Annotated in this window: 21 protein-coding genes; 9 read left to right on the top strand and 12 right to left on the bottom strand. The window is 59.2% G+C overall.

What is annotated here, in order from left to right; translation table 11 throughout:
- Positions 1 to 40 precede the first annotated feature (40 nt).
- Positions 41 to 2,554 carry a hybrid sensor histidine kinase/response regulator gene (locus ETAA8_RS31950; protein ID WP_238397628.1) on the bottom strand — a complete coding sequence of 838 codons (2,514 nt, stop codon included), beginning with the start codon at positions 2,552 to 2,554 and terminating at the stop codon, positions 41 to 43.
- Positions 2,555 to 2,843: 289 nt separating this feature from the next.
- Here ETAA8_RS31950 and ETAA8_RS31955 point away from each other — a divergent pair, with 289 nt between their 5' ends.
- Positions 2,844 to 3,875 (top strand): alpha/beta fold hydrolase, encoded by a 1,032-nt coding sequence (locus ETAA8_RS31955; protein ID WP_145098748.1) that lies wholly within the window; start codon positions 2,844 to 2,846, stop codon positions 3,873 to 3,875.
- Between the two features lie 1,151 nt (positions 3,876 to 5,026).
- On the top strand, positions 5,027 to 6,508 hold the full coding sequence (locus ETAA8_RS31960; protein ID WP_145098750.1) for a hypothetical protein: 1,482 nt from the start codon (positions 5,027 to 5,029) through the stop codon (positions 6,506 to 6,508).
- A 16-nt stretch (positions 6,509 to 6,524) separates the two neighbouring features.
- On the opposite strand, the gene ETAA8_RS31965 is transcribed toward ETAA8_RS31960, so the two are convergent.
- From ETAA8_RS31965 to ETAA8_RS31980, 4 genes are all read right to left on the bottom strand, one after another.
- Entirely contained in the window at positions 6,525 to 7,949 is a 1,425-nt protein-coding gene (locus ETAA8_RS31965) for an ABC transporter substrate-binding protein (RefSeq protein ID WP_145098753.1), read from the bottom strand.
- A 56-nt stretch (positions 7,950 to 8,005) separates the two neighbouring features.
- A complete protein-coding gene (locus ETAA8_RS31970) occupies positions 8,006 to 8,260 on the bottom strand; it encodes a hypothetical protein (RefSeq protein ID WP_145098756.1) in 255 nt (84 codons plus the stop codon).
- 62 nt (positions 8,261 to 8,322) lie between these two features.
- On the bottom strand, positions 8,323 to 8,970 hold the full coding sequence (locus tag ETAA8_RS31975) for a hypothetical protein (RefSeq protein WP_145098758.1): 648 nt from the start codon (positions 8,968 to 8,970) through the stop codon (positions 8,323 to 8,325).
- 5 nt (positions 8,971 to 8,975) lie between these two features.
- Positions 8,976 to 10,595: an acyl-CoA carboxylase subunit beta gene (locus tag ETAA8_RS31980; protein ID WP_145098761.1), complete on the bottom strand. Its 1,620-nt coding sequence runs from the start codon at positions 10,593 to 10,595 to the stop codon at positions 8,976 to 8,978.
- A 332-nt stretch (positions 10,596 to 10,927) separates the two neighbouring features.
- On the opposite strand from ETAA8_RS31980, the gene ETAA8_RS31985 reads away from it, so the two are divergent.
- Positions 10,928 to 12,040, top strand: coding sequence for a hypothetical protein (locus ETAA8_RS31985; protein WP_145098764.1), 1,113 nt, complete (start codon positions 10,928 to 10,930; stop codon positions 12,038 to 12,040).
- A gap of 320 nt (positions 12,041 to 12,360) precedes the next feature.
- Positions 12,361 to 13,086: a hypothetical protein gene (locus tag ETAA8_RS31990; protein WP_145098767.1), complete on the top strand. Its 726-nt coding sequence runs from the start codon at positions 12,361 to 12,363 to the stop codon at positions 13,084 to 13,086.
- 71 nt (positions 13,087 to 13,157) lie between these two features.
- Here the strand turns inward: ETAA8_RS31990 and ETAA8_RS31995 are convergent, their stop codons facing one another.
- Both ETAA8_RS31995 and bioD read right to left on the bottom strand, forming a co-directional pair.
- Positions 13,158 to 13,589 (bottom strand): bis(5'-nucleosyl)-tetraphosphatase, encoded by a 432-nt coding sequence (locus tag ETAA8_RS31995; RefSeq protein WP_145098769.1) that lies wholly within the window; start codon positions 13,587 to 13,589, stop codon positions 13,158 to 13,160.
- A 47-nt stretch (positions 13,590 to 13,636) separates the two neighbouring features.
- On the bottom strand, positions 13,637 to 14,416 hold the full coding sequence (gene bioD / locus ETAA8_RS32000; RefSeq protein WP_145098772.1) for a dethiobiotin synthase: 780 nt from the start codon (positions 14,414 to 14,416) through the stop codon (positions 13,637 to 13,639).
- A 225-nt stretch (positions 14,417 to 14,641) separates the two neighbouring features.
- On the opposite strand from bioD, the gene ETAA8_RS32005 reads away from it, so the two are divergent.
- From ETAA8_RS32005 to ETAA8_RS32020, 4 genes are all read left to right on the top strand, one after another.
- Positions 14,642 to 15,046 (top strand): hypothetical protein, encoded by a 405-nt coding sequence (locus ETAA8_RS32005; protein ID WP_145098775.1) that lies wholly within the window; start codon positions 14,642 to 14,644, stop codon positions 15,044 to 15,046.
- A 104-nt stretch (positions 15,047 to 15,150) separates the two neighbouring features.
- Entirely contained in the window at positions 15,151 to 16,374 is a 1,224-nt protein-coding gene (locus tag ETAA8_RS32010) for a prepilin peptidase (protein WP_202921396.1), read from the top strand.
- A complete protein-coding gene (locus ETAA8_RS32015) occupies positions 16,371 to 17,219 on the top strand; it encodes an LOG family protein (protein ID WP_145098778.1) in 849 nt (282 codons plus the stop codon). The genes ETAA8_RS32010 and ETAA8_RS32015 overlap by 4 nt, the downstream gene beginning before the upstream one ends.
- Positions 17,220 to 17,262: 43 nt before the next feature.
- Positions 17,263 to 17,982, top strand: coding sequence for a hypothetical protein (locus tag ETAA8_RS32020; RefSeq protein ID WP_145098781.1), 720 nt, complete (start codon positions 17,263 to 17,265; stop codon positions 17,980 to 17,982).
- 6 nt (positions 17,983 to 17,988) lie between these two features.
- Here the strand turns inward: ETAA8_RS32020 and ETAA8_RS32025 are convergent, their stop codons facing one another.
- Together ETAA8_RS32025 and ETAA8_RS32030 are read right to left on the bottom strand one after the other, a co-directional pair.
- The gene (locus ETAA8_RS32025) at positions 17,989 to 18,363 is read right to left on the bottom strand and encodes a c-type cytochrome domain-containing protein (RefSeq protein ID WP_202921397.1); all 375 of its coding nucleotides are present in this window, start codon (positions 18,361 to 18,363) and stop codon (positions 17,989 to 17,991) included.
- A 99-nt stretch (positions 18,364 to 18,462) separates the two neighbouring features.
- Positions 18,463 to 20,325, bottom strand: coding sequence for a sensor histidine kinase (locus ETAA8_RS32030; protein WP_145098788.1), 1,863 nt, complete (start codon positions 20,323 to 20,325; stop codon positions 18,463 to 18,465).
- Between the two features lie 932 nt (positions 20,326 to 21,257).
- Between ETAA8_RS32030 and ETAA8_RS32035 the strand changes: the two genes are divergently transcribed.
- Positions 21,258 to 21,641: a hypothetical protein gene (locus ETAA8_RS32035; RefSeq protein WP_145098791.1), complete on the top strand. Its 384-nt coding sequence runs from the start codon at positions 21,258 to 21,260 to the stop codon at positions 21,639 to 21,641.
- A gap of 77 nt (positions 21,642 to 21,718) precedes the next feature.
- On the opposite strand, the gene ETAA8_RS32040 is transcribed toward ETAA8_RS32035, so the two are convergent.
- From ETAA8_RS32040 to ETAA8_RS32050, 3 genes are all read right to left on the bottom strand, one after another.
- Positions 21,719 to 22,036, bottom strand: a complete 318-nt coding sequence (locus ETAA8_RS32040) for a hypothetical protein (RefSeq protein ID WP_145098794.1) — start codon at positions 22,034 to 22,036, stop codon at positions 21,719 to 21,721.
- A complete protein-coding gene (locus tag ETAA8_RS35700) occupies positions 22,036 to 23,037 on the bottom strand; it encodes a DnaJ C-terminal domain-containing protein (protein WP_145098796.1) in 1,002 nt (333 codons plus the stop codon). Before ETAA8_RS35700 ends, ETAA8_RS32040 begins: the two co-directional genes overlap by 1 nt.
- 80 nt (positions 23,038 to 23,117) lie before the next feature.
- On the bottom strand, positions 23,118 to 23,792 hold the full coding sequence (locus ETAA8_RS32050) for an FHA domain-containing protein (RefSeq protein ID WP_145098799.1): 675 nt from the start codon (positions 23,790 to 23,792) through the stop codon (positions 23,118 to 23,120).
- Positions 23,793 to 23,825 lie beyond the last annotated feature (33 nt).

Raw genomic sequence — 23,825 nt, forward strand, 5'->3', positions numbered from 1 at the left:
CCGTCTCCCGTCTCCCGTCTCCCGTCTCTCGTCCCTCGCCTCACACCGGCAGTGCAGCCAGTAGATCGCGAAGAGCGTCGAAACTAGCGGGTTTCACCAGGTGATAGTCGAAGCCAGCTTCGCGGGCTTGCAGCTTGTCGCTGTCCTGGCCATAGCCGGTGAGGGCGACGAGGACGACATGGCAAGCCTTGGGATGCTTGCGCAACTTGGCGGCCAATTCGTACCCATCCATCTCGGGCATGCCGATATCCGAGATGATCACGTCGAACGGTTCACGCTCGACGTGCAGCAGCGCTTCTTTCCCGCTGCTGGCCGTGCGCACATGCTGCCCCATCGTTTCGAGCAGGCGACCCATCGTATAGACGGCAGCGCGGGTGTCGTCGATGACCAGAATCCGCCGCCGTGGCAGCGCTTCGCGCAGTTCGTTGCTCACCACCGACGGTGAATGAATGACCGGCAACGACCGCAGCGCGAGCGGCAAACGCACCAGGAACTCGCTCCCTTGCCCCACGCCGGCGCTCGTCGCTTCGATGGTGCCGCCGTGCATTTGCACCAGGCTCTTCGCCAGCGTGAGTCCGATCCCCAGCCCGCCTTGCGCACGACGCGTGGTTCGATCGACCTGCGAGAACATATCGAAGATTTTCGGCAACATCTCGGCCGAAATGCCCAGCCCCGCATCGCGCACCGAGATAATCGCAGAATCCCCTTCGCGCCGCGCGGCAAGCCAGATCTGGCCACCTTCTTCGGTGTATTTGGCGGCGTTGTTGAGCAGATTGGTAATGACCTGCGACAGCCGCACGGCATCCCCTTCTACACACAGCGGATAGCCAGGCAAATCGATATGCAACTGATGGCGAGCCGCTTCGATCAGCGGGCGACTTGCTTCGACGGCGCTCCCCAGTGCGGTGAGTAGTTCGACCGGTTCTTTGCGGAGGACGATCTTGCCGCGCGTGATTCGTGAGACTTCGAGCAAGTCGTCGACTAGGCGGACCATGTGCTGCACCTGGCGCTCCATGATCTCGCGCACGTGATGCGCTGCCGGGCTCAGTTCCTCGCACAAGCGCAGAGTATGCAGCGAATTGCTGAGTGGCGCGAGAGGATTCCGCAGTTCGTGCGCGAGCATTGCCAGGAACTCGTCCTTGCGGCGATCGGCCTCGCGCAGTTGGGCATAAAGCTGAGCATTTTCGATGTAATCGACCGCCTGGCGCGTACACAGGTCGACGAGATGCATCTCGCGCGGCGTGGGCACATGGGGAGCGACGAAGTGGATTGATAAGACGCCAATGAACTTGCCACCACGCGTCAAGAGCGGAGTACTATGCACGCCGCGAAAGCCCGCCTCGCGCGCCAGGTGACGATGTTCGTCGAACAGCGGCGAGTCTTCCATGTCCTCGACAATCACACGCTCGCGCGTCCGCAGGCATTCACCACACGCACCGCTGCCCGGCGCAATCAGGTCAAACGAACGAATGAATTCTTCCGGGAAGCCGAGGCTTGCGCCAACGCGCAGGCAATTGGTTTCTTCATCGAACAGCCATACCACACCCCGGTCGGTCCCTTCGAACAAGATGGCTGTCTGCAACATCGCCAGCAGCGTGGGGCGCATCTCCAAAGTGCTGGAAAGATTCACACTCATGTCGTGCAGGCGACCGAGATCCGTCAGCTGGGCAGCCAACTCGTCCTTGATGAGGGCCATCGTCTTCGAGGCTTCGAGCCGTTCGGTAATATCGATGGCCATCCCCGCGACCCAGGCAGGCTTGCCATCGACGCCGGGAATCACGAACTTGCTGACGAGCGAATGATGCAAGCCGTCGGACTGCTGCAACGTCTCGATGGTTTCCAATCGCGTGGTGGCCGTAAGCGCCTGGCGGTCGTTCTCGCGAAACATGGCCGCCGTGGCCGGAGGAAAGAGTTCGTCGTCGGTGCGGCCGATAATCTCTTCGCGCGAGTGCTGAAAAGCTTGCGCGGCAGCATCGTTGACGAAGGCATATCGCCCCTTGGTGTCTTTAATCCAAGCGAGCCCGGGCAAGTGCTGCATGAATCGTGTGAAGCGCTGTTCGTGCTCGAGCCACGGTTCATCGTTCCACGGTTCGCCCGTGCGCGGCACCGCGCCCAAATCGGTCAGCGTGCAGAGGACACCGGTGATCAATTCCGCCGCGCCGGCGCGGGCACTTCCGTTCTGGCTGCCAGCAATCGGGCCACTATTTCCCCGCAGGGGATTCGCCTGGGCGAGAACTTCGCGGCAGGAGCCATCGCGCAAACTGAGGGTGACGAGTTGCCCTCGGCAAGCTTCCCCAAAGAAGACCGCGCGAGCTGCCCAACATTCGGTGCTGGGCATTGGAAAGCCGGTAGCCGAAAGGACTTGGCAAGGGCCGGTCCAGAAGTTGGTCGCTTCGTCGACCGGATCTTGTTGCCAAAGCTGCTCGGCCAGCTGATTCCAGGCGACGATCCGCCCATCGCGATCGCAGACATAGGCCGCACTCGGCAAGGCTTCGAGTAACGGGTGCCACACAGCGTCAGAGGCGGGGCTCTGCGCAGCAGGCATTGCGAGCATACCGGCCGATTCCTGTCCCATGAATCTTCCCGGGGTTCATCACTGGCCAGCGAAGAGATAAGCCGCCGTCCACGTCCCCTCAACTTAGCAAACGAAGGTTCCGCTAGGGAACCCGCTAAAGGAAGATCGGCACGAAAATGTCACGATTCTCGATGCATGCAGATATCAGCATCGGTGACCGTTTTGAGCACTCATCGCACCATCCGGGGGGAGTGAACGCCGCGCGTGGGACTTGGTAAGTTGAGGTGGTCGTCTCTTCTTGATTCATTCCGCTGGAAGGTTCCTCTCCATGAAGTCTCTCGCTATTGCCGCGTTAGCCTTGGTGCTTGGCTCGGCGTCGTTGCTACTCGCCGAAGATCAACGCTATGACCTGAAGGAGCGCGCAAGCACGATCGACGCGCGGGTCAAGGAGCATCCGGAGATTAACTTCGTCTTCACGAAAGAAGGGAAGCCGGCCGATCTGCAGCATGCCTGCGTCGATACCCGCGCGAAGTCGCAAGGCAAACTGGTGATCTGGTTGATGGGGCACAGCCAGCCGCTGGCCGAGCGCGTTTCAAGCTATGGCCTGCATTACATTCAGGTCCATTACGCGAATGGCTGGTTCGGCAAATTGAACAAAGAGCCCGCACCCGCCGATGAGCAGCACTTGGGTAAGATTCGCCTGGAAGCCGCCACCGGCGAGGACGTCAGCGAGCATATCGACATTCCCAAGCCCGATAGCATTGCCGAGCGTTCGCTGCAGTTTGTGAAGCACCTGGCGAAGGTCAATCCGCCAGGAAATTGGGAGCGCTTCCTAGCCGCCGATGGCCAGAGCCTGAAGTGGGACGACGTGATTCTGGCCGGCATCTCGCACGGCAGCACCACGGCTGCCCGCTTTGCCAAACAGCAAAAAGTGGCTCGCGTGGTGATGCTCTCGGGCCCGCGCGATCAATACGAAAACTGGCAGGCATTGCCTTCCGCCACGCCCAAGAACCGCTATTTCGGCTTCACCCATGTGCTCGACGGGGGCTGGACCGGCGACCACTACTGCCGCTCGTGGGAACTCCTCGGGCTGAACGAATTTGGCCCGCTCGTCGACGTCGATGCCGTAAAGCCGCCGTACGGCAACTCCCGCAGCCTGATCACCAACGCCGATGTGAAAAAAGATGCCGGCCGCGCTCACAACGCCAGCTTGCCCGGCGGCGCTGCCGCCAAAGGTGCCGACGGCAAGCTCATCCACGAAGAAGTCTGGCGCTACCTCTTCACTCATCCCGTCGACCAGGTCGGCGATGCCGTCCCCCCTTCGCCCGACTGCCGGAAAGATTTGCGCAAGAAGGGGTGAGCGGTTCTTCGAGCCTTCACGCTAATACGACCTGGGTCGTATTGGTTTTCGGGCGAGTTCGGGCAGCCTGTTGGCTATTAGTGGTTGGCCCGAAACACCAAACCTGAAGCGTGATTGCGGGATTCGCACGTTTGGGGTCAGGAGAATTTTCGGGGCGTCGCTGAGCGGCTGAAGACAGGGTCAACTCCCCCGAAAAACCTCCCGACCCCGGGGCAGATGGATTGCTAACGCGAATGACAACGAAACTCTTCGATTCGTGACCAACCTAGTCCTGGGCAAAGTGTCTAATGTCGGGGTGTGTTCCTTGGCAATTCGGTAGACTGTGTTGAATATGTGGCAAGTTATGTGCCACCTATCTGGCAATCGTTGTTTCACAACTCGTGAGTTGTTGGCAGGTTGTTTAAGGGGGATTACGGAGACGTTAGTTGGCGGGAGTCGCGGCGCAGTTAATGGCGAGGACTTGATCTGAACAGAGCAAATACCTGCGCAGTGGCTGATTCAAAAGTGAATTTATTCTGGAAACTCAATTTGGAAGGTTTCCAGAAAAAACGACGCTAAGTCGTTGGCCGGCAACAGGCTTTCGAATTCGCGAAACTTGGAATAATGGAAATTTCTGGCGGGGTCGCGCCGAGCCTGAGGCGCGATCGTAAGCAGGTCGATTCCCTTGGCCAGGCACGGCCAGCCAGAGATTAAGGGGGCAATCGCTTCCCTCGGAATAATCGGTAGATTCAGGCGGCTGGCCGTTGGTAGGGCAAAAGCAAATGAACCACCGCCGCGGGGGCGGTGGCGTTTGGGGAGGGATTTTGTTCTCCCACTCTCCCCCTCGCCTTGTCTCCCCCTCTTCCGCCCGCTGCGCCCGCAAATTTTACCTGGGCGGAATTGCGGCGCGCGGGGTGTGACCTACGTTTGCACGAACCGTAGTTATCGGCGGACTGCCAGGTGGTGAAGTGGCGGTAGTCGCTGGTTTCAATCGTTAAGTCCAGCAATGATTCGCTGGATGGAATAATTGATACGGCAAGAACATTTACGCAAACGCTCAAGAAAATTAAAGAAACGATTGACGAACTGTCGGGAATTCGGTCTAAAGAATTCTCGCCAGTGCGCCGCACGGTTCCCAGACAAAACCGTGAACGCCCGGGAGATTGCCCCCTATGACCAGCCGAAACCTGTACAACCCGCTTTGCTCGCTCATGGCCGGCATCATTTGCCTGGTGACGGTGGGGAGCGACGTCGCTGTCGCCCAAAATGTGATTCGGGGCACAGTTCCCGGCTGGCCCGGTAATACCGCTTATTACGCGCCGCAGAACGTGTATCAATTCGCGCCGGCGGCTCCGGTCGTGCAAGCTCAGTACGCTCCGCAGGCGGGTCAGCCCACTCGCGCTTACTATGCTCCGGCGTCTGCTTCGCGCATTGCCTACGCAGTTCCGGCCGTCGGCTCGTACCAGATTTCGTATGCCGGGGCCGCTCAGCCCGGCGTCTCGACCACTGCTTTCTACGGCGGCTACTCGGCTCCGGTTCAGCGAGTCGCTTACATGGCTCCGCAGGTTTATTACCGCCCGGTGCCCGTCCAAGTGCCGGTGACTTACTATCGCCCCGTGACGGTTTATCAGCCCGGCATGGCGGCACCGACCACGTGCCAATTTGCTACTAGTTGCACCACTACCACCTGCGGCACGAGCAGAAGCAGTTGCTGGCGTCCGTTTGCCTGGCTGTGGGGCGGCTCGAACAACAGTTGCTGCAAACCACAACAGACGTGCAATTCTAGTGGCTGTGCTTCGCAAGGCTGCGGAGCTGCTCCTTATTACACCGTGCCGCCGACAATTCCGATGGTGCCAGTGAATCCAGCTCCCGCGCCCGGTGGCTTCGGTTTGCCCAGCGGAGTTTCGCCCGGCACGATCATCACTTCGCCCCCCACACGTTCGCCAGGCACGATCATCAACTCCGGTCCAGCTGCCAATACACAGCCGCGGTTGGCACCCGGTACGGTCATCACGCCTGCCCCGAGCAACCCGAACTTCAACTCGGGTACGCCAGCTCCGTTCAATTCGGGATCGGGAAATTTCGGTGCCCCGGTGAATCCTCCTGCTCCCGTGGATCCAGGCTTTAATGATCGATTTCGTCCGACGCTGAGCGACCCTTATTCGCAACCAGCGCCGCTGCAATCGGCACCGAATAGCGTGACACCGCCCGTCATGATGACGCCCCCCGCCAGTTCGAGTCCGTCGATCATCGGCAGTGGCTATCGGAACGAAGCTCCCGCCACATTCAACGACCGCACCACGCTCACCCAGCCCGAGAATCACCGCATTGGCGAACCGGGTTTGACGCCGAGCAACACTCCGAGCCTGATTACTCCGCCCCCGAGCGTGCAACCATTGGCCGACCCACATGCCGACGAACGTCTGCAGCCGAATCGTGCTCCGCAGTTGATCACTCCTGGCGATCGGACTGCAAAGGCTGACGGCCGCTGGGCAGTGGTGCCTGCGGTGTGGCCAATGAATGCGAATCGCCTGCAGCCGGTTCGCTCGACGACTATCGAACCGACGCACCTGCAACCAGTGACTGCCACGACCGAAACACTCGTGCCTGTCAGCTCGCAGGTTGACGATGGTGGTTGGAAGTCGGCCCGGTAAGTTTGATGAGTCGGTCTTAGTCAATCAGACCAAGACTGCGACGAAGTGCCCGTTGTTGTGAATCAGCACCGCGAGTGGCCGTAATTTTCTGCCACTCGTCCCCAGCCGTGGTGAGCGCGTCAGTCGGTGAAGTCTCTTTCATCACCGCGGCCAACACAGCACGATCGAGCGCGGCCAGATATTCTTTTCGCCCGGGAATTCGGGGCGAAATCAAGCGCCGAGGCTGCGACTGTTCGGCCAAAAGGAGTTCGCCATATTGCGGCAAGAGCGCCACGGGCTGAGGTGGTTGCCAAGGGCCGGCATCACGAAAATGAGAAGTGCGGAAGGGAGTTGTCTCGGCACTATGCGCGGCAATCCGCCCGCTCATTCTTGGGCCGCTGAGCCAAAGCAGGAACTGGGTCGCTGCCCGCGGTTGTGGACTGGCGCGCGTGACCGAAGCGAGTTTGCCACTGCTACCCAAGACTGGCACGTGCAGCGACTCGCCATCGCGCAGTGACTCCCAGGCTTGAGACTCGGGGTTGAACATCTCGCGCGAGCCGGGCAAGAGTGCAAGGCCAATCTGCTCGGGCTTGAGCATGGAAGGAGGAGCCTCGGTGAGCAGCATGGGCCAGGTGATGGCGAGCGCACATTCGCCGGCTTGGAACTTGGCGTAGCAGTCGGCAGGGGTCAGCAGTGTGTCGCCTGCCTTGCTGTGCGCGGCGACCAGTTGTTCGCAAGCGCGAACCCAGGGCGGACCAGTGATGAGCGGGTCGCAGTTTTCTAAGGTGAAGAGGGGCGAGAGTTGATCGCGATGCACGGCTGCCGAGGCAGCGCGAGCCAGTAGTAACTCCGCGGCCCAACCCGCGGCCAGAGGCTCGGCGGTGGCTTGCCAGTTGTCATCTGCGGTGGTGACCTCGGCGGGCTTCGCTTGGAACTTGTCGACGAGCGCTTGATACTCTTCCCAGGTTTGCGGAGGCTCGAGCTTGTGCTGGGCCAGCAGATCGGCCCGATAGAAGAGAACCAGTTGAGGTGAGCCGAGGGGGACGGCGACGGTGCGGCGGCCCCAGGTGGTAAGCTGCGAACGAAGGAGGGGATCGATATCGTCGCGGGCGAATTCGGGCGTGCTGAGTTGCTGCTCATCGAGCGGCAAGATCAAGTCGCTGGCCGCGAACTGCCCGACGAGCCCAGGTGGATAGATCACCACATCGGCGGGCAACTGCTGAGCGGTGGCTGCTTGTTCGGCGGTGACGGAGGCCACCTCGAGTTGATTCTCGGTATGGGCCAGCCATTCGCGCTGCATGGTGGCGGCGAGTGGGGCATCGTCCACGACGATGACTCGCAGGGGCACTTGGGCGGTGCTATTGGGGGGCTGTACCGGGTCCGGTTTGCGGCAGCCCCAGATCGCTAAGAGCGAAAGCAAACCACAGGCTGCGAGCCGATAATGGTGAACGACGTTTTGCATGCTGCAACTACGCTAGGAGTGCCAGCATGGTTCGCGCGGCGGCAACGGCCCCGCGACTAATAACTGCTCCACTGGCGATACAGCCCATAGTAGCCGGATTGACGCTCTGCCTGGGGGCGGGGGGCGGCTCCAAACCAGCCGTAGGCATAGCCTTGCGGATGGAGGGGCTGCACGGCACCGGAGGGATGATGCCGGCCGATGGTCCAATAGCTGGGATGTCCCGCGTTGGCCACGTCGGCCACGAACAGGCCGAAGCTAAGACAGCACATGATGAATAGCAGGCGGTGCCAGCGGGCAATTGGTCGCTTCATTTTCAGTCCCCCTCGTTGGCTCATCGGCTGACGGCTTGTCGGGGAATGAGAAAAACAACGATTCAACTCGGCGGTAGCAAGTCGGGCAGGCGCTCGCGGACCTGACGGCGGGCACTAGGAAGGAGCGACAGGAAGGAATCGGGGAGTGCGGGCAAGGTGGCGCGACGCATAACCTGATTCAGGCGATGGAGAAGCCGGTCGTCGTGTTTGTAGTCGGCGAGGAAGTGCTCGGCCTGAAAGCGCGGCAGGAACTTGGTCAGCAAGTCGGATTGCTTTGTCGCCAGGCTGTTGATGTGCAGCGAGACCAGTTCGCAATCGATCTGCTGAATCGCTGCGTAATAGCTGGGGAGCAACTGCGGGTCGTCTTCGTCGAGACAGGAGTCAATCAGCAGTTCGACCAGGATGTGGCCGACAAAGCTGGGACGAAAGCCATCGTCCGGTTCAAGCAGGTCACGAATCTGCAGGGTGAACTGCAGGCTCAGTTCGACAAAGGCCCGCTGTTGATGGAACCAATCGTCGTCGGCATGGTGCTGCATCACCCCGCGGGCAAACGACGACCGAATGGGATCGGCCGAATCAATATGATGGACCACCGTCTTCGACCGGAGCCGCATGCGCCGGTCGATGACGCTTAGCCAATCGGGCGCAGCAGTTCCTGCGAGGTAGTACGGGTCGTGAATGAAGAGCCGGCCGTGGGCGAGATAGTTCATCGTACTTAAACTTGGAAAACGCCCAGGCGGTAGGGTTCGTCGCTGGCATGGCGGGTAACGACTTCGAGCGACTGAATAAGGACGTCGCGAGTTTCGCTCGGCTTGATGATGGCATCGACCCACAACCGGGCAGCGGCGTAGTGGACGTCCATTTGCCGCTCATAGTCGCCGGCAACCTTCGCGCGGAGCTGATCGAGTTCCTCACCGTCCGTCGCATGCCCTTGTTTCTTCAAGCTGGCGATCATGACATCGAGGAGTGTGTTCGTGGCCTGCGCGGCACCCATCACGGCGCAGCGAGAATTTGGCCAGGCAAAAATGAAGCGTGGATCGAAGGCTTTGCCACAGAGTGCATAGTTGCCGGCGCCAAACGAACCGCCGGTAATCAGAGTTAACTTGGGCGAACGGCTATTGCTGACGGCCGAGACCAGCTTGGCACCAGCCTTGATGATTCCTTCGCGCTCGCTGTCGCGGCCGACCATAAAGCCGTTGACGTCCTGCAGGAAGAGGAGCGGAATAAAGTCCTGATTGCAGTTCATTACAAAGCGGGCCGCTTTCTCGGCCGAGTCGACGTAGACGACGCCGCCGAACTGAAATTCGCCGCGAGCCGTTTTAATGCGATGGAGTTGATTCGCGACGATCCCCACGGGAAAGCCACCGATGCGGGCGGTGCCGCAGACGAGCGTTTGACCGTAGTCGGCTTTGTATTCGTCAAAGCTATCAGCATCGACCAGGGCTGCGAGCAGATCGCGCACGTCAGATTGGGCGCGATTCTCGCCAGCAGCAAAGGCGCTGAGTGTTTCCGCGGGCTGGGCTGGCTCTTGGCTTGGCTTGCGACCGAACGGCGGAGCAGGAATCGCCGGGTCGGCGGGCAACAAACCAACCAAGTCGCGCAGGCGCTGCAAGCAGGTGGGCTCGTCCTTCTCGCGATAGTCGATCGTGCCGCTGACTGCGGCATGCATTAGCGCGCCGCCTAGTTCTTCGCTGTTGACATCCTGCCCAATGGCAGATTTCACCAGCGCTGGCCCAGCCAGATAGAGCCCGGAGCCTTCGGTCATGAGTAACTTGTCGCAGAGGACGGGAAGGTACCCGCCCCCCGCGACGCAGTTGCCGAGGATGGCTGCGTACTGCGGAATGCCCGCGGCCGAGATCACCGCGTTGTTGCGAAAGATGCGACCGAAGTCGTCTTCATCGGGAAAGACATCTTCTTGCAGGGGCAGAAACACACCGGCGGAATCGACGAGGTAAATCAGAGGCAGGCGATTGAGAAAGGCAATCTTCTGCGCGCGGAGCACCTTCTTGGCTGTCATGGGAAAGAACGCGCCAGCTTTGACCGTGGCGTCGTTGGCAATGATCATGTGCCGCCGCCCGTTCACCTGGCCAATTCCGCACACCACGCCAGCGGCGGGCGCACCTCCCCAGTCGGCGTACATCTCGAAGGCGGCCCAGAGTCCAATCTCAAGCCACGGAGAAGCCTGGTCGAGCAGCTGAGCGATTCGCTCGCGGGCAGTCCCGCGGTTCTTGCTGTGTTGTCGCTCGATCGCTGCGGACCCTCCACCTTCTCGCAGGCGCGTCTCTTGCGCTTCCAGATGCTGTGGATCTGACGAGGCTGCGTTAGCAAGTGACATTCGATACCCAATCTATTTGCGGGGTGCTTTGCGGGCCCTTGTTTTTAGCAGCTGAGTTGGCCGCTTGGGCAGCTAGTTCGTCACGATGCTCGTTTGCCGGCCAGGCGTTCGCGTCCCCAGCAAGGCAAGAGCGAGTTTCAGCGGGCAAAATTGCCCCGCAGCTTACCAACATAGTTTAGCGGGATTTCGTACGAACGGCCCTAAGAGTAGTGCGCTGCAACGATTAACTGAATTGTGGCATCGAGCTTCGCCGGATTGCGGCATAGAGCTTGCATTACTTTGATTTAAGAAGATTTCAATAAATCTGCCGAACAATTTCACGGGGAATAGTCATGAAGTGTTGCTGGAAGTTCGCGGTTGCCATGTTGCTCGGAGTAGCCTCGCTATCTCCGATTTACGCCCAAGGGAATGCCCAAGGTAACAATGGCGGCCAAGGTAACAATGGCGGGCAAAATGTTGGTCAAGGCCAAGCCAACGTCGCGGCCCAAGGAGCTAACCGACAGCCTGCAAACACGGCTGGCCGGCGGCCCGACGTCGCGGCCCAAGGTCCAAACGCCCAGCCCGCTAATACCGCTGGGCGGCGGTTTGATGTCGAACCGCAAAATCCGCAGCCTGGCGACCAACAACAAGGTGTGTTGCAAGCACAGGGCGTGAACCGACAAGTCGGCCAGGGGCAGAATAACCAGAATGGCAACAATCAGGCCCAGGGTGTCAATCGTCAAGTCGGCCAAGATAGCGCTCAGCAACTGAATGGCAATCGGAATGGCAACAACCAAAACACCAGTGGCATGCTTGACCAACCGCTTGGGTCGGATCAGGTCTTCGACTCGGGCGGCGGTTATACTCCTGCTAACCTGTCTGGGTTCAGCAATGCCTCCAGCATCGACGAAAGCATTGCCAATGGCAGTGCGCGAATCTTGCAGGGGGCCGGCGAGTACAACCGTAATTCGGCCGACGCTGTGAAAGCCCTGCAACAAGCCCGCACGCTGGCAATTCATAATGAACGACTTGCACTGAAGACCTACTACGAGCTGAAGGAATTGAATGGGGGCAATCGGTCCGACACGCTAACTATTCCGAAGGAAAAGCTCGATCAATGGAATCGCGAAGATCAGCCGAACCGTTTGACGCAGCGGGAATACAACTCCGATGCTGGGACCTTGAAATGGCCAGCCATTCTGCGGGCCGAAATCTTCGACGCTCAGCGTCTGGCACTCGAGAACATGTTTGCTCGCCGCACCGCCAGCGAGTTCGGCGTGAGTTCTAACTTCTACCGCGAAGTAAATCACAACACCGTCCTCATCCAGGACCAGTTGAAGGCCTACTTGCGGAGTGAAGAGAAGTGGTTCACCGACCAGGAATACATCGCCGCCCAGAACTTTCTTAGCAGTCTTAGTCACGAAGCACGGTTAGCTCCGGATTTAGACGGACTGGCTGATAAATAGCCAACCCGACAATTCATCACAGCACCCGCTGGATGGGTGCGGCTCGCCTGGAAGGTTGGCCGCACCCTGTTTTGCTTTCTTGCAGGTGGTTCAGCTCGGCTCAAAATGAGATGAGTGACACCGGAATGAGACAGGTAGGAGCGTTGTGAGCTGATTCTAGATTTGCCCAAAAGATGCGGAACTTCCGCACTCAATGACACTTATGGCATTCCACTCCCGTCGCCACACGAGTTTGGCACGGTGATTGCAATTGATCTCTACCAGAGAAAGTCAAACTTACAACGAATGGACTCGAATTCGTTTACACGGGGAACATAGCCATGACTCGGTTCTGGAAATTTGCGTCAGCTGTTGTGTTGGGTCTTGTTTCCGTCTCGGCTGCCAGCGCTCAAACATATGGACCGATGGCCGGCGGATACAGCACGGGAACCTTTTTTGGCGGTGCTCCCATGCTCGCCAATCACCACTCGTCGACCATCGACGAAGGTTACATGACAGGTTACTCGCGCGTGCTGCAAGGGGCGGGAATTTACAACGCTTTGTCGGCCGAAGCATACAACCGCATGCAAGACGGTTATGCCAAGGAACTCGACAACAAGCAGCGATATGTGAAGACATACTTCGAAACGAAGCGGCTCAACGCCAGCTATCGGGCGGAGACGATGCCGGCTCCTTTGTCGAAAGAAAAGCTCGATCAATGGAACCTGCAGGATCAGCCCGAGCGTCTCAGCCGTCGGGAATACAACTCGGATACGGGTTCGGTGCAATGGCCGGCCGTGTTGCAAGCTCAGGTCTTCGATGGTAACCGCCTGTTGCTTGAGGACCTGTTTGCTCGCCGGACAGCCAATGAATTTGGTGTGAACAGCCCGTTCTATCGCCAGGTGAATGCCAGCACTGCTCAGATCAAAGATCAGCTGAAGAATTACCTTCGCAGCGAAGACCGGTTCTTCAGCCATCAAGAATATGTGGCCGCTCAGAACTTTTTGAACAGCCTGACGCAAGAAGCCCGTCTGGCTCCCGATCTTGATGGGCTGGCCGCGAACTAACGGTCGCCTTTAATCATACGGGTGGATACCCGCTGGGAGGGCACGGTAAGCCTGGAAGGTTTGCCGTGCCCTCATTTTTTTTCTTGACCGAGGAACTCTTCGACTGCGGTTAAGAGTTGATCGATCGTCTGATGCTGGATGTGGTGCGGCGGATTCCACTTCACCCATTCGTAGTCTGGGTGCTCGGTGGTCTTGATTTTCACCGGCTTGAGTAGCTTGGCCAGGTAAATGACGACGGTCTTGTGGCAGCGTTCGCGAAAGCGCTTGGAGTTCACTTCGTACTGCGTGATCCAGCGAAAGCCATCGATCAGCTGAATCTCTTTGGCCTTGATGCCCGTTTCTTCGCGCAGCTCGCGCAGGGCGCATTCTTCGTCGGTCTCGCCTTCGTCCAGGTGCCCCTTGGGCAAATCCCAGCGGTGAGCATGCTTCATTAATAGAAACGAGAGCTCGGGCTCATCTCGCATCACCAATACGCCGCAAGCGCGAATCTCTTTGAGCTTCATCGTTCCTTCGAATTTTGCCTGATGGCGTCTTGGCTAATTAGTTTGGGCTATTTGAATTGAGAAGATTCAAGGCGCGCGGGCTGAGCGAGGCGCATCCAGTCGATGACGCGGTCGAACGTGGGCTCGGCATAGCCGATTTGCAACACCGGCGGCACGCAGCGAAGTTCAAGTTCGCAGCGATTGAAACGGATGCTGGGGTCCCCCGCGCCGGGTGGAAGGACATCGTTAAGGACAATACCCGCCACGGGCAAGCCACTGCCGAAGGCTTGAGCCGCGATCAGGGTTTGCAGCGTGTGATTGATGGTCCCAATACGATTGGCAGCCACGACGACGAGCGGAAAGCCGAAATCGCGCGCCAGGTCGGCGACGTAGTCCTGTTCGCCCACCGGAGACATCAGCCCACCGGCACCTTCGACCACGACGACGTCGCTGCGCTTCAGCCAATATTGCAGACCGCGGCGCAAACGGGCGGAGTCAATTTCTTTGCGTTCTTCTTTGGCAGCCAGATGCGGGGCCAGCGGTGCGGCAAATCGCTGCGGGCAGACGGCGGATAATTTGCCCGGCCGCCCGGCAGCTTCCCACAGAGCAACGGCATCGTCCGAGACGAGATTTTTGCCCGACCGGCGGCAGCCACTGGCGGCCGGTTTATAAACGCCAACTCGCCAGCCCGTTTCGGCCAGAGCCTGGGCGATCTTGGCGGCCACGTAGGTTTTGCCCACGCCCGTATCGGTTCCCGCAATGAACAACCCGCGGCAGCGCGCGGCTTGACCGTGTGCCGCTTGAACCGCAGCTGGCTTGCGAACCGCGATGGTTGCACTCCGTCTCATCGTTGCGTCTCGCCCACAGTGTCCTGGTCGCTCGTCCCTCTGGCCGAAGTCGACTCTCCTGTCACCGTAGCAACTCTTGGCTGCGTGCAACAGCGGGTACGGAAAAGTGCCGACTGCGGGGGTCTTGACTCGCCGGGAGTTGTTTCTGCCCAGGGCGGTAATTAGTGTGAATTGAAGCAGAATTCGTTTCTCGTTTCGCACCTTGCTTGTCAGCTGAGCCGCACCATGATTCGCACTTTCACTTTTGTGTTCACCGTTCTCGCCCTGGCGACTCTCAGCAGTGGCGTTGCCCAGGCCCAGTACCCCTACGCCGGCGATGTGGCCACCTGGAACGGCTGGGGCGGTTATGGTTACGGCGGTGGCTGGGGCTATCTCGGCACTCGCGTGGGCTTTGCGCCGCAGCCGCCCTACTTCGCCATCCATCCTCCGGTGTATTACAGTTCGCAAATCATTCGCCGCCCTTACGGCACCAGCCCGTTTGCCTGGCCGGCTACTTACAATCCTTCGTTTGGCACCGCACCGGTTGCCAGCCAGGAAGTCGCTAAGTCAGATCCAGTGTTCGTGATTAACCCCTATGTGCAACAAGGCGAACCCGACAACGGTGGTGGTCAGCTGCCACCGCCGAAGTAACTTGACGCGATTGGGCGCTCGCCTTTGCTACTGACCAGCAACCTGCGACAATCCGCTCGTTGTGGGACGAGTTGCCGTTGCTCCTTTGGTCTGCCGTTGATTGCATGGATGTTTCGCTGCTGTTCTCGCCGCTGGCCCAGGCCACGCGGCGAATTGTGATTGAAGAACCACCTATCTCGCCCGAGACAATGTGGTGGATCGGGGCAGCGCTCTTCGGCCTCTGGATGTTTTCGGTTGGCGCTTCGGTCGGCAGCTTTCTGAACGTGGTGGTCTATCGCGTTCCGGCGAAACTGAACCTCGTCTCTCCCGGCTCGCGCTGCCCCCGTTGTTTGTCGCCCATTCGGCTGCGGCATAACATTCCAATCCTTGGCTGGCTGATGCTGCGGGGCCGTTGTGCCGATTGCCATCTGCCGATTGCCGCCCGCTATCCGTTTGTCGAAACCTGGCTGGCGCTCGTGTTCTTAGTCGTCGGCTGCGTAGAACTGCTTGGCAACGGAATGAACCTGCCCCTACCCTCGGTGGGCTCATCGCGACCGCCATTAACCCTGCAGGACACGCGATCCTTGGCGGTGGCCACATTGATGCACCTGTCGCTCCTCACCACGCTCGTGGGCGCCGCGCTCATCGACTATGACGGCCACCGAATCCCGCGCCGACTGTTCGTGCCGATCCTTCTTTACGCAATAATAGCTGCTCTCCTGTGGCCTGCGATTCACCCGATCGCAGCGGTCGACTCTCGGCTCTGGTTGCCGCCGCGCGATCCCAATTGGCGCTGGTTGGCGGGCCTGGTCGATGTCTCCATAGGTGCACTCGCGGGATTGATAACCAGCGGTTTGATTTACGCGGCCACTCCCTTTCGTCCGCTACTCGTGCAGCGTTACGCCGGCCCGGTGATGCTGATGTGGGTTATGGTCGGCGTAACCTTTGGTTGGCAATTTATTCCGCTGGCACTGGCAGGCTGGTCGATCACGTTGCTATTCAATGGTCAGCGCTCGGATGGGACCACGCGTTGGCTTCCGCCTGCCGGATCGCTCTTCGCGGTCTTGCTGGCTGCCCTACTTAGCTGGCGATGGTGGCATCCCTATTTACGCACGACGCCACCCGCCGCGGCCACCTCCATGATGTTGATGGGCATGCTTGTCCTGTTCAGCGGCATCGTACTCGCGATGGCGGCACGCTTGATACCCGCTGACTACCGTGGCCCCGAGCCACCGCGCTTGCCGCCTCCTGAACCTGAGCTAACACCTGCCGAGCAAACGCCAGCAGAACTTACTGCGCCCTCTGGCGACGAAACTCCTCTCCCCTCCGAGCCCCCGGAATCGCCATGACCGAATTGCCCCTCGATGCCATCCTGAGCAGTCCCAGTTATCGCCTGGCCAACGAAGATTTGGAGTTTCTCGAACGGCCCGAACTCCGGCCCGTCCGCATGCAGCTTGAACTCCTCAAGCCCGAGATGCTGCTCGGCGAGAACCACATCGACTCGACGGTGGTTGTCTTCGGCGGGACCGCCATCGTCGAACAGCATGAGGCCGACCGTCGCCTGCTGGAAGCTGAGAACGCGCTGAAAGAATCGCCGCACGACGCGCAGCGGCAGCGCGACGTGGTGCGGGCGAAAAGCGTTGTGGCGAAGGCGCGTTACTACGAACTAGCACGCGAGTTCGCCAGCCTGGTTTCGTCGACTTGTCAGCTGGGGGGTCGCTGCGACTATGTCGTCGTCACCGGTGGCGGGCCCGGCATCATGGAAGCTGCCAATCGAGGTGCGCACGATGTGGGCTGCAAGAGCGTGGGCCTCAACATCACGTTGCCGCAAGAGCAAGATCCCAATCCGTACATCACTCCCGAACTCTGTTTTCAGTTTCGCTATTTCGCGCTGCGAAAAATGCACTTTCTCATGCGGGCCAAAGCGCTCGTCGTGTTCCCTGGCGGCTTCGGCACGCTCGACGAAATGCTGGAAGTCCTCACGCTCAAGCAAACGGGCCGCATGCAGGATATTCCGGTTATTCTGTTTGGCCGCCAGTTCTGGGACCAGGTCATCAATTTTCAATTCCTGGCCGATGAAGGCGTGATTGCCGACCATCACCTCAAACTGATTCAATATGCAGAAACCCCGGCCGAAGCCTGGGAACTGATCATGCGGTTTCATCGGCTGCGAGAAGAAAGCCACATGGATTGACCCAGCGATAAGATTACTTCAGCGGCAGCGAATACCTAACACCATGAAACTCACCTGCCCCGACTGTCATCAGCACATCTCCGCGGCCGACGTGAATCTGAAGCTCGGCATCGGCAAGTGCCTCGCCTGCGATGCCGTCTTCAGTGTGCTCGACCAGGTCGGTAGCCCGCTGCAGATGTCGCGGCGCAACATGCCCGTCGCCCCGCCCAAGCATTATGTCGTCGATGACTTTGGTCCCGATCTGGCCATTCGTTGGCGCTGGTACACGCATGCCATTTGGATCCTCGTCTTCTTCGCCATCTTTTGGGATGGCTTTCTCCTCGTTTGGTATTCTATGGCCTTCGGCCATATGGCGGGTGCCAATCGGTGGGAATGGGGCAACTTGATTTTCTTGTTGTTCCCGCTGCTGCATGTGGCCGTGGGCGTGGGAATCACTTACGCCTGCCTCTGCTGCTTCGTCAATCGCACCGAGATCAAACTGGCCGGCGGCGAGTTGGCCGTCTGGCATGGTCCGCTCCCTTCGTTCGGCAAGCGCCGCGTCCCAACGATGGATGTTCGGCAACTCTTCTGCACCGAGCGCTTCCAGCGGAGCAAGCATGGCGGCTCGTATGTCTATACCCTCAGCGTGCTGCTACAGAACGGCGAACGGCTCGTGTTGATCGACAACATTCGCGAACCGCAAGAGACGCTCTATCTCGAACGTGCGTTGGAAGAACGCTTGAAGCTGGTCGACGAACGAGTCCCCGGCGATTGGATCGGCTAACGCCGTTTACTTGGCATCTTTCAGGACACGCACCCACTGTTCGACGGCCCGAATGTCTTCGTCGCTCAATTTGCCCGCGGGGGGCATTTGATAGTCGGCCTCCTCGTAACGAATGGCCCGCAGCAGAAAGCTGTTCTCCAGATCGCCCGGCACAATCGCCGGCCCATTCGGTCCACCCTTCAGCATCTCCTCGAGCGTATCGAGCTTAAGGCCCCCCTTCACTTCTTCGGCCTTTGCCGAATGACAGTCGTAGCACTTCCGCTCCAGCAGCGGGCGAATCTTCTTCGCGTACAACTGGCCCGCCTCATCGCCGCGCACATGGGCACCCATTGCCACCACGGCAAGTAAGGCGATCAACGCACGGGAAACAATTCGCGACATGGGGCCACTTGGAGAGCAAAGCAACAACAGGAGACCAACGGACTTAGCCATTAGAACCAGCACCCAGGACAATTGCAAAACCGCGAAGCTCTGCGCCGTCTACTTACTAATCACGACCGTATCGGTCGAAAGCTGTTCAGCATCGCCACGGCGGGGGCGGGTGATTTCGTCGAGGCGGGCGTTCAACTTCGACGCATGCTGAGGCTGTTCGGCGCGCATCCACGGAATGAGGACGCGGAAGGTGCTTCCCTTGCCGAGTTCGCTTTCGACGTGGACTTCGCCGCCGAGCAATTTGCACAACTCTTTGACGATCGAGAGCCCCAGCCCGGTGCCGCTGTACTCGCGCGTGAGAATGTCGCGGCCGAGAACAGCAGTCCCTTGGCGGAACTTCTCGAAGATGATTTCGCGATCCGATTCGGCAATCCCCACGCCAGTATCTTCGACAGACAGTTCGATGAAGCCGCGCGAGTTCCCTTTCGCGCCGACGGTAATGCGCCCCCCTTCGGGCGTGAACTTGATCGCGTTCGAGAGAAGGTTCGTGAGAATCTGCTGCACTTTGGCCTGATCCTGAAACAGCGTCGGCAGGTCGGGCTCGATTTCGATGGCGAGGTCGATGTTTTTGTCTTCGGCCAGCGGGCGAACGATATCGCACTGCGAGTGAATGATCGCGTCGATGCGGAATTCGCTCAGTCGCAGGTCCATCCGCCCCGCTTCGAGCTTCGACAGATCGAGAATGTCGTTGATCATTTCGAGCAGGTCGCGCCCGGATTTCTGAATGTTGTTCGCGTAACGCTTCTGCTTGTCGGAGAGGGAATCGATGCCGCCGAGGACTTCCGAAAAACCGATGATGCTGTTGAGCGGCGTGCGGAGTTCGTGGCTCATGTTGGCCAGAAATTCACCTTTCAGCCGGTTCATTTCGTGCAGTTGCATGTTGAGCTGGGCCAATTCGTCGACCTTGCCGTCCAGGTCTTTATTGGCGGTTTGCAATTGCCCCTGCGCTTCGATCAAGTGGCGCAACATCTTGTTGAACGACGCGGCCAGCTCTTCGAACTCGTCGTTGGTATTGATCTCGGCCCGTTGATCGAGATCGCCACGGGTCACCGAATCGCTCACTTCGCGCAAGTGGGCCAGCGGCTTTAGGACGACGTAGCGCACGACCATCCAGAGGGCGACCATCGAGAGGAACACGGTCAGAATACCGACGGTGAGGAGGACCGCGCGAATCCAGTTCACTGCGGAGCGCGTCTTGCCATAAGGAAGATCGACGCGAGTCACGAGAAACGGCAGTTGGCTGGTGCCGGTGGCGGCAGCATCGCTGGCCGAGATCGAGAACTTGCCGTAACTCCCCTCGTGACACGAGAGACATAATTGCCGGTCCCAATAGACGGGCTGGTAGTAGTAATATTTGTCGGCCTCGTGATCGATGCGGCGGGCAAAGACTGATTCAAACCGTTCATGCGCCAGGTTGCGCTGTTCGTCGTCGCCGGCATTCGGTGCGGGCTGGCTGGCCACCACTTGCTCGAAGTCGGCCTGCAACTGCCGGAGCAATTGCACTTCGTCCGCATTCTCGGGGGCCCACAGACGTTGTTGCTCGGCAGCGTTCTTGCCGCTCGGGCGCAAATTAAAGCCGCTATCGTTCAGGCGCTTCACCAGGTCGCGATCGGTCGAAATGGTCCGCGCGTTATAACCTTCGGGGAGAAGGCGCTTGCTGAACTCAGCGCGAAACGGCTTGCGATCGACGTCGGTTTCCCAGACTTCCCAGTGTTTATCGAAAATGTGATAGCGGACCCACTCGCGGCCGTTGCGGTGAATGTTGCGCATCACCAGGTCTTCGCCGATCCAGTCGACGAGCCAGAAAGCGATGAGCACGAGCCCGAATAGACAGACCCCGAACAGCCAGCGCAGCTTGCGCCCCAAATGCGTTTCGCCCAGCACGCGTTTCAGGGACTTGTAACCGCCCATACCTGCCGACTTTGTTGGGGACGAGATTGCTTAAACTAGACGAGAGCCCGCTATGCCCGATTTACTTAGCCCGACGTGATTTACTTAGCCCGACGCGTCAGCGAGGGAGAACTGTAAAATCACGTTCCGTTCAGTTCTCTCTCGCTGACCCGTCGGGCTATGTGGGATTGGCTGCGGGTGAAGGGAGTAAACGAGTCTCCCTATTTTACGCAGCCCGCGCGATTCGCAGCCAGGGCAATCGGGGCGGGGAAGCGGAGGATGCAGCGAGCCAACAGAAAAACAGTTGACTGTTATTTAACAATTACATACAATATAGAGCGAGTTCATTGACAACCTGGTGGCCGGTTCGCGTGGGCAGCACGCTACGTTTACAGCGGTGATTCTGCTGACCGCACGCAAAGGGGGGTGTTGAAAAACCCGGTGATTTTTCAACAGATTGGCTGATCTCAAAGATGCAAGATTGGGACGCAAGTGGTTGGCTGCGAAATACTTCCACGCATATCGCCAAGAGTGGACGAGTTGCAAAACTTTGGGATTAAATCAACAAATAGGGTGCTAATCGGGAGAACGCCCTGAGTTGCTGCCAGTGGCGCACTTCTGGAGGAGTGGGAACGCTGGCAAAAGTTGTAGGCAGAATCGAGTCGAGAACTCTACTCTCACTAGTGACGTATTCTTCCCAGTGAGGTGAATGCTTGCAGTTACGAGCCGAGATTGCCGACCTTGTATGGCACGGAAATTACGGCTTGACTGCGACTTTCGAACCGCGGGCACCGAGCACCCTCAAAGTTCACTCGACTTGACATTGCCTATCTTGCCGAGTTAACTACGTGTGCTGCCCCCTGGTTCCTACCTTCACAAATTTCGCTGCGAATGGTCGTAGCGGTTGGCTTTGTGCCTGCTGTGGCAGTTCCAAAATTCTGCGGAGAAAACGGATGAAGAAAGTTTGTCTGACGCTGCTCCTCGGCGCGTTTGTAGTCTCGCTGACCGCTGGCTCGGCTTTGGCCCTGCCTCCGTTCGCGAAGGAATGGACTGCAAAGTACGTCGAAGGCAACGAGAACAAGGCTTTTGTCGAAGCGGCTGGCACTGCCAAGTGCAATGTCTGCCACGAAGGCACAAGCAAGAAGATGAAGAACGAGTACGGCAAGGCTGTCGGCAAGTTCTTGACCAAGGCCGACTTCGAAGCTGTGAAGGCCGATGCCGCTGCTGCCAAGAAGTACATTGTCGACGGTTTGACCAAGGCCGAAGCTGAAAAGTCTTCGGGCGGCATGACCTTCGGCGAATTGATCAAGGCAGGCAAGCTCCCCGGCGGAGCCTAGTCCAGAGTTGGACCAGGTCACGCATTGAGCTGATGCTAGTGAACGATCGCCAGGGCTGAGGCACTAACCGGTGTTTTTCAGCCCTGCTCGTTTCTTGGTTTGCTGTTGCCCGATTCGTCAACTTGCGTGCTCTTCGCGCGAGTCCATTCTTCGTCGCTGGGTAGTTTGCTTGGTCCCAGCTTCTTCGGTCCGCCCATGTACCGCCGGGTCATACGAGCCCCGAGCCAGGCGAGCGTCATCAGCAGAAAGCCCAACAGGATGAGCGCGGCCAGGGCAGCCAAGACTCGGGCCCGCGTGGCGCCATCGAGCCGCATGAGCAGGGGCTGCGGTTGTTGGACTTGCTCCTGAGCGAGCAACCAGAACCCCACAGCGGCAGCGGCTAGCGGCGGCAACATCAAAACCGCAGCTCGGCGCGAGGAGCTTCGTCCAGTTCGTCCGACAATTGCTTCACCAACTCGGCAGCCTTGGTGCTCAGCTTCTTCGGCACGGTAATCATCATCTCGGCGTACAGGTCGCCTTGCTTGCCGTCCTTGGTATGCACCCCTTGTCCCTTGGCGCGAATTCGCTTGCCGCTCGAAGTGCCCGGCGGCACAGTGAGGGTGAGGGTGCCGTGCGGCGAAGGAACTTCGATCTTTCCACCCAGGCAAGCTTCGGCCACGGTGATGGGAACCCTGACGGTCAGGTCGAGACCCTGGCGCGAGAAGGCTTCGTGTTCTTTGGTGCGGACGGTGATTAGCAGGTCGCCAGCGGTGCCGCCCGATTGCGAAGGTTCGCCCAGGCCGCGAAGGCGAATGGTTTTGCCCGATTCGATCCCCTGCGGAATGCTGACGTCGACCGTGTCGATCTTGCCCGACGGGCGTTGCAGGCGAAGGCTCATCTTGCCGCCGAGAACAGCGGTCTGAAACGGGATGTCGAGTTCGTGACGGACGTCGTCGCCCGGGAGCTGTTGTTGCTTGCGCGACTTACGTTTCGGCGGGCCACCTTCAAAGCCACCACCCCCAAAGCCGCCGCCGAACTGTCGCATCAATTCTTCGAGCGAAATGCCCCCGGCACCGCCGAAAGGATTGCCGCCCCCACCAGCTCCACCGCCGCCGAACATCTGATCGAAACCCGGGGGAACTTGTCCGCCGCCGAATGGATTTCCACCACCGCCACCGGGCGGCGCACCACCCATCTGCTCGTAGGCGGAGCCGAACTGGTCGTACATCTGCCGCTTCTTCTCGTCGCTCAGCGTTTCGTAAGCGGTCTGCACTTCCTGAAACTTTTGCTTGGCCGTTTTATCGTCGGGGTTCAGGTCAGGATGATACTTGCGCGCGAGCTTGCGATAAGCCTTCTGAATCTCTTCGTTGCTCGCCCCTCGGGCGACACCCAGCGTCTCGTAATAATCTTTGCTCATGGGACAATTTTACGATGCCAGTTGCCGAGCGGACAGGGACGGTTCGCAGAAGATGCCGGCGGTACACCCGACGTACTTATTTAATCGCGCGGGTTGCCGATGCGGCGCAGGTATTCCGACAAGCGACCTTGTAGGTCGATCAGTCCTTGCCATTGGCGGAGGTCGAGCGAGATCTTGCTCGACTTGTTGTCGACCGTAGCGGACTGAATGAGGTTGCGCAGGCGGACGTACAGGAACTCCAGCATCTCGGCTAGCTGGGCCGCTTGTCCGGGCGTCAGACGGTCGGGCAGTTCGGGGGGCTCAAGCGCGTGTAGCGTGGCCTGCATATCGCACTCTTCGTTCCAGTTAAGTTCGAAGTCGAGCGACGAGAAGTTCGCGGCCTTTTGCACTTGCTCTTGATCGGCGGCGCTGGCGGCTTCGCCGTTATCGTCACGCAGGCGAGCCAAACGACCGGCGATCTGCTCGCGCGAGCCAAATAGGAGCACACTGCGACCCACGGCGATCATGTCGCCGAACTTCAGAATTCGGAGCTGGATGTCTTCGCCGTTGACCTTGGTACCGTTGGTACTATCGAGATCGGTAAGAACGAGCCGACTGTTGTCTTCCTGAATCTTGATGTGATACCGGCTGACGCGTTCGTCGTTCAGTTGGATCGTATTCCCCTCTTCACGACCAATGGTGATGGGGGGACCGACGTTTTGATAGATGCGCCCGCGGTCAGCGCCGTCAAGAACTCGGATGGTAATGCCGGACATCGCGTGCGTGCCAACGTACCCGAATCGGGCAGT

The sequence above is a fragment of the Anatilimnocola aggregata genome, from assembly GCF_007747655.1.
In the GTDB taxonomy this organism is placed as follows: Bacteria; Planctomycetota; Planctomycetia; order Pirellulales; family Pirellulaceae; genus Anatilimnocola; species Anatilimnocola aggregata.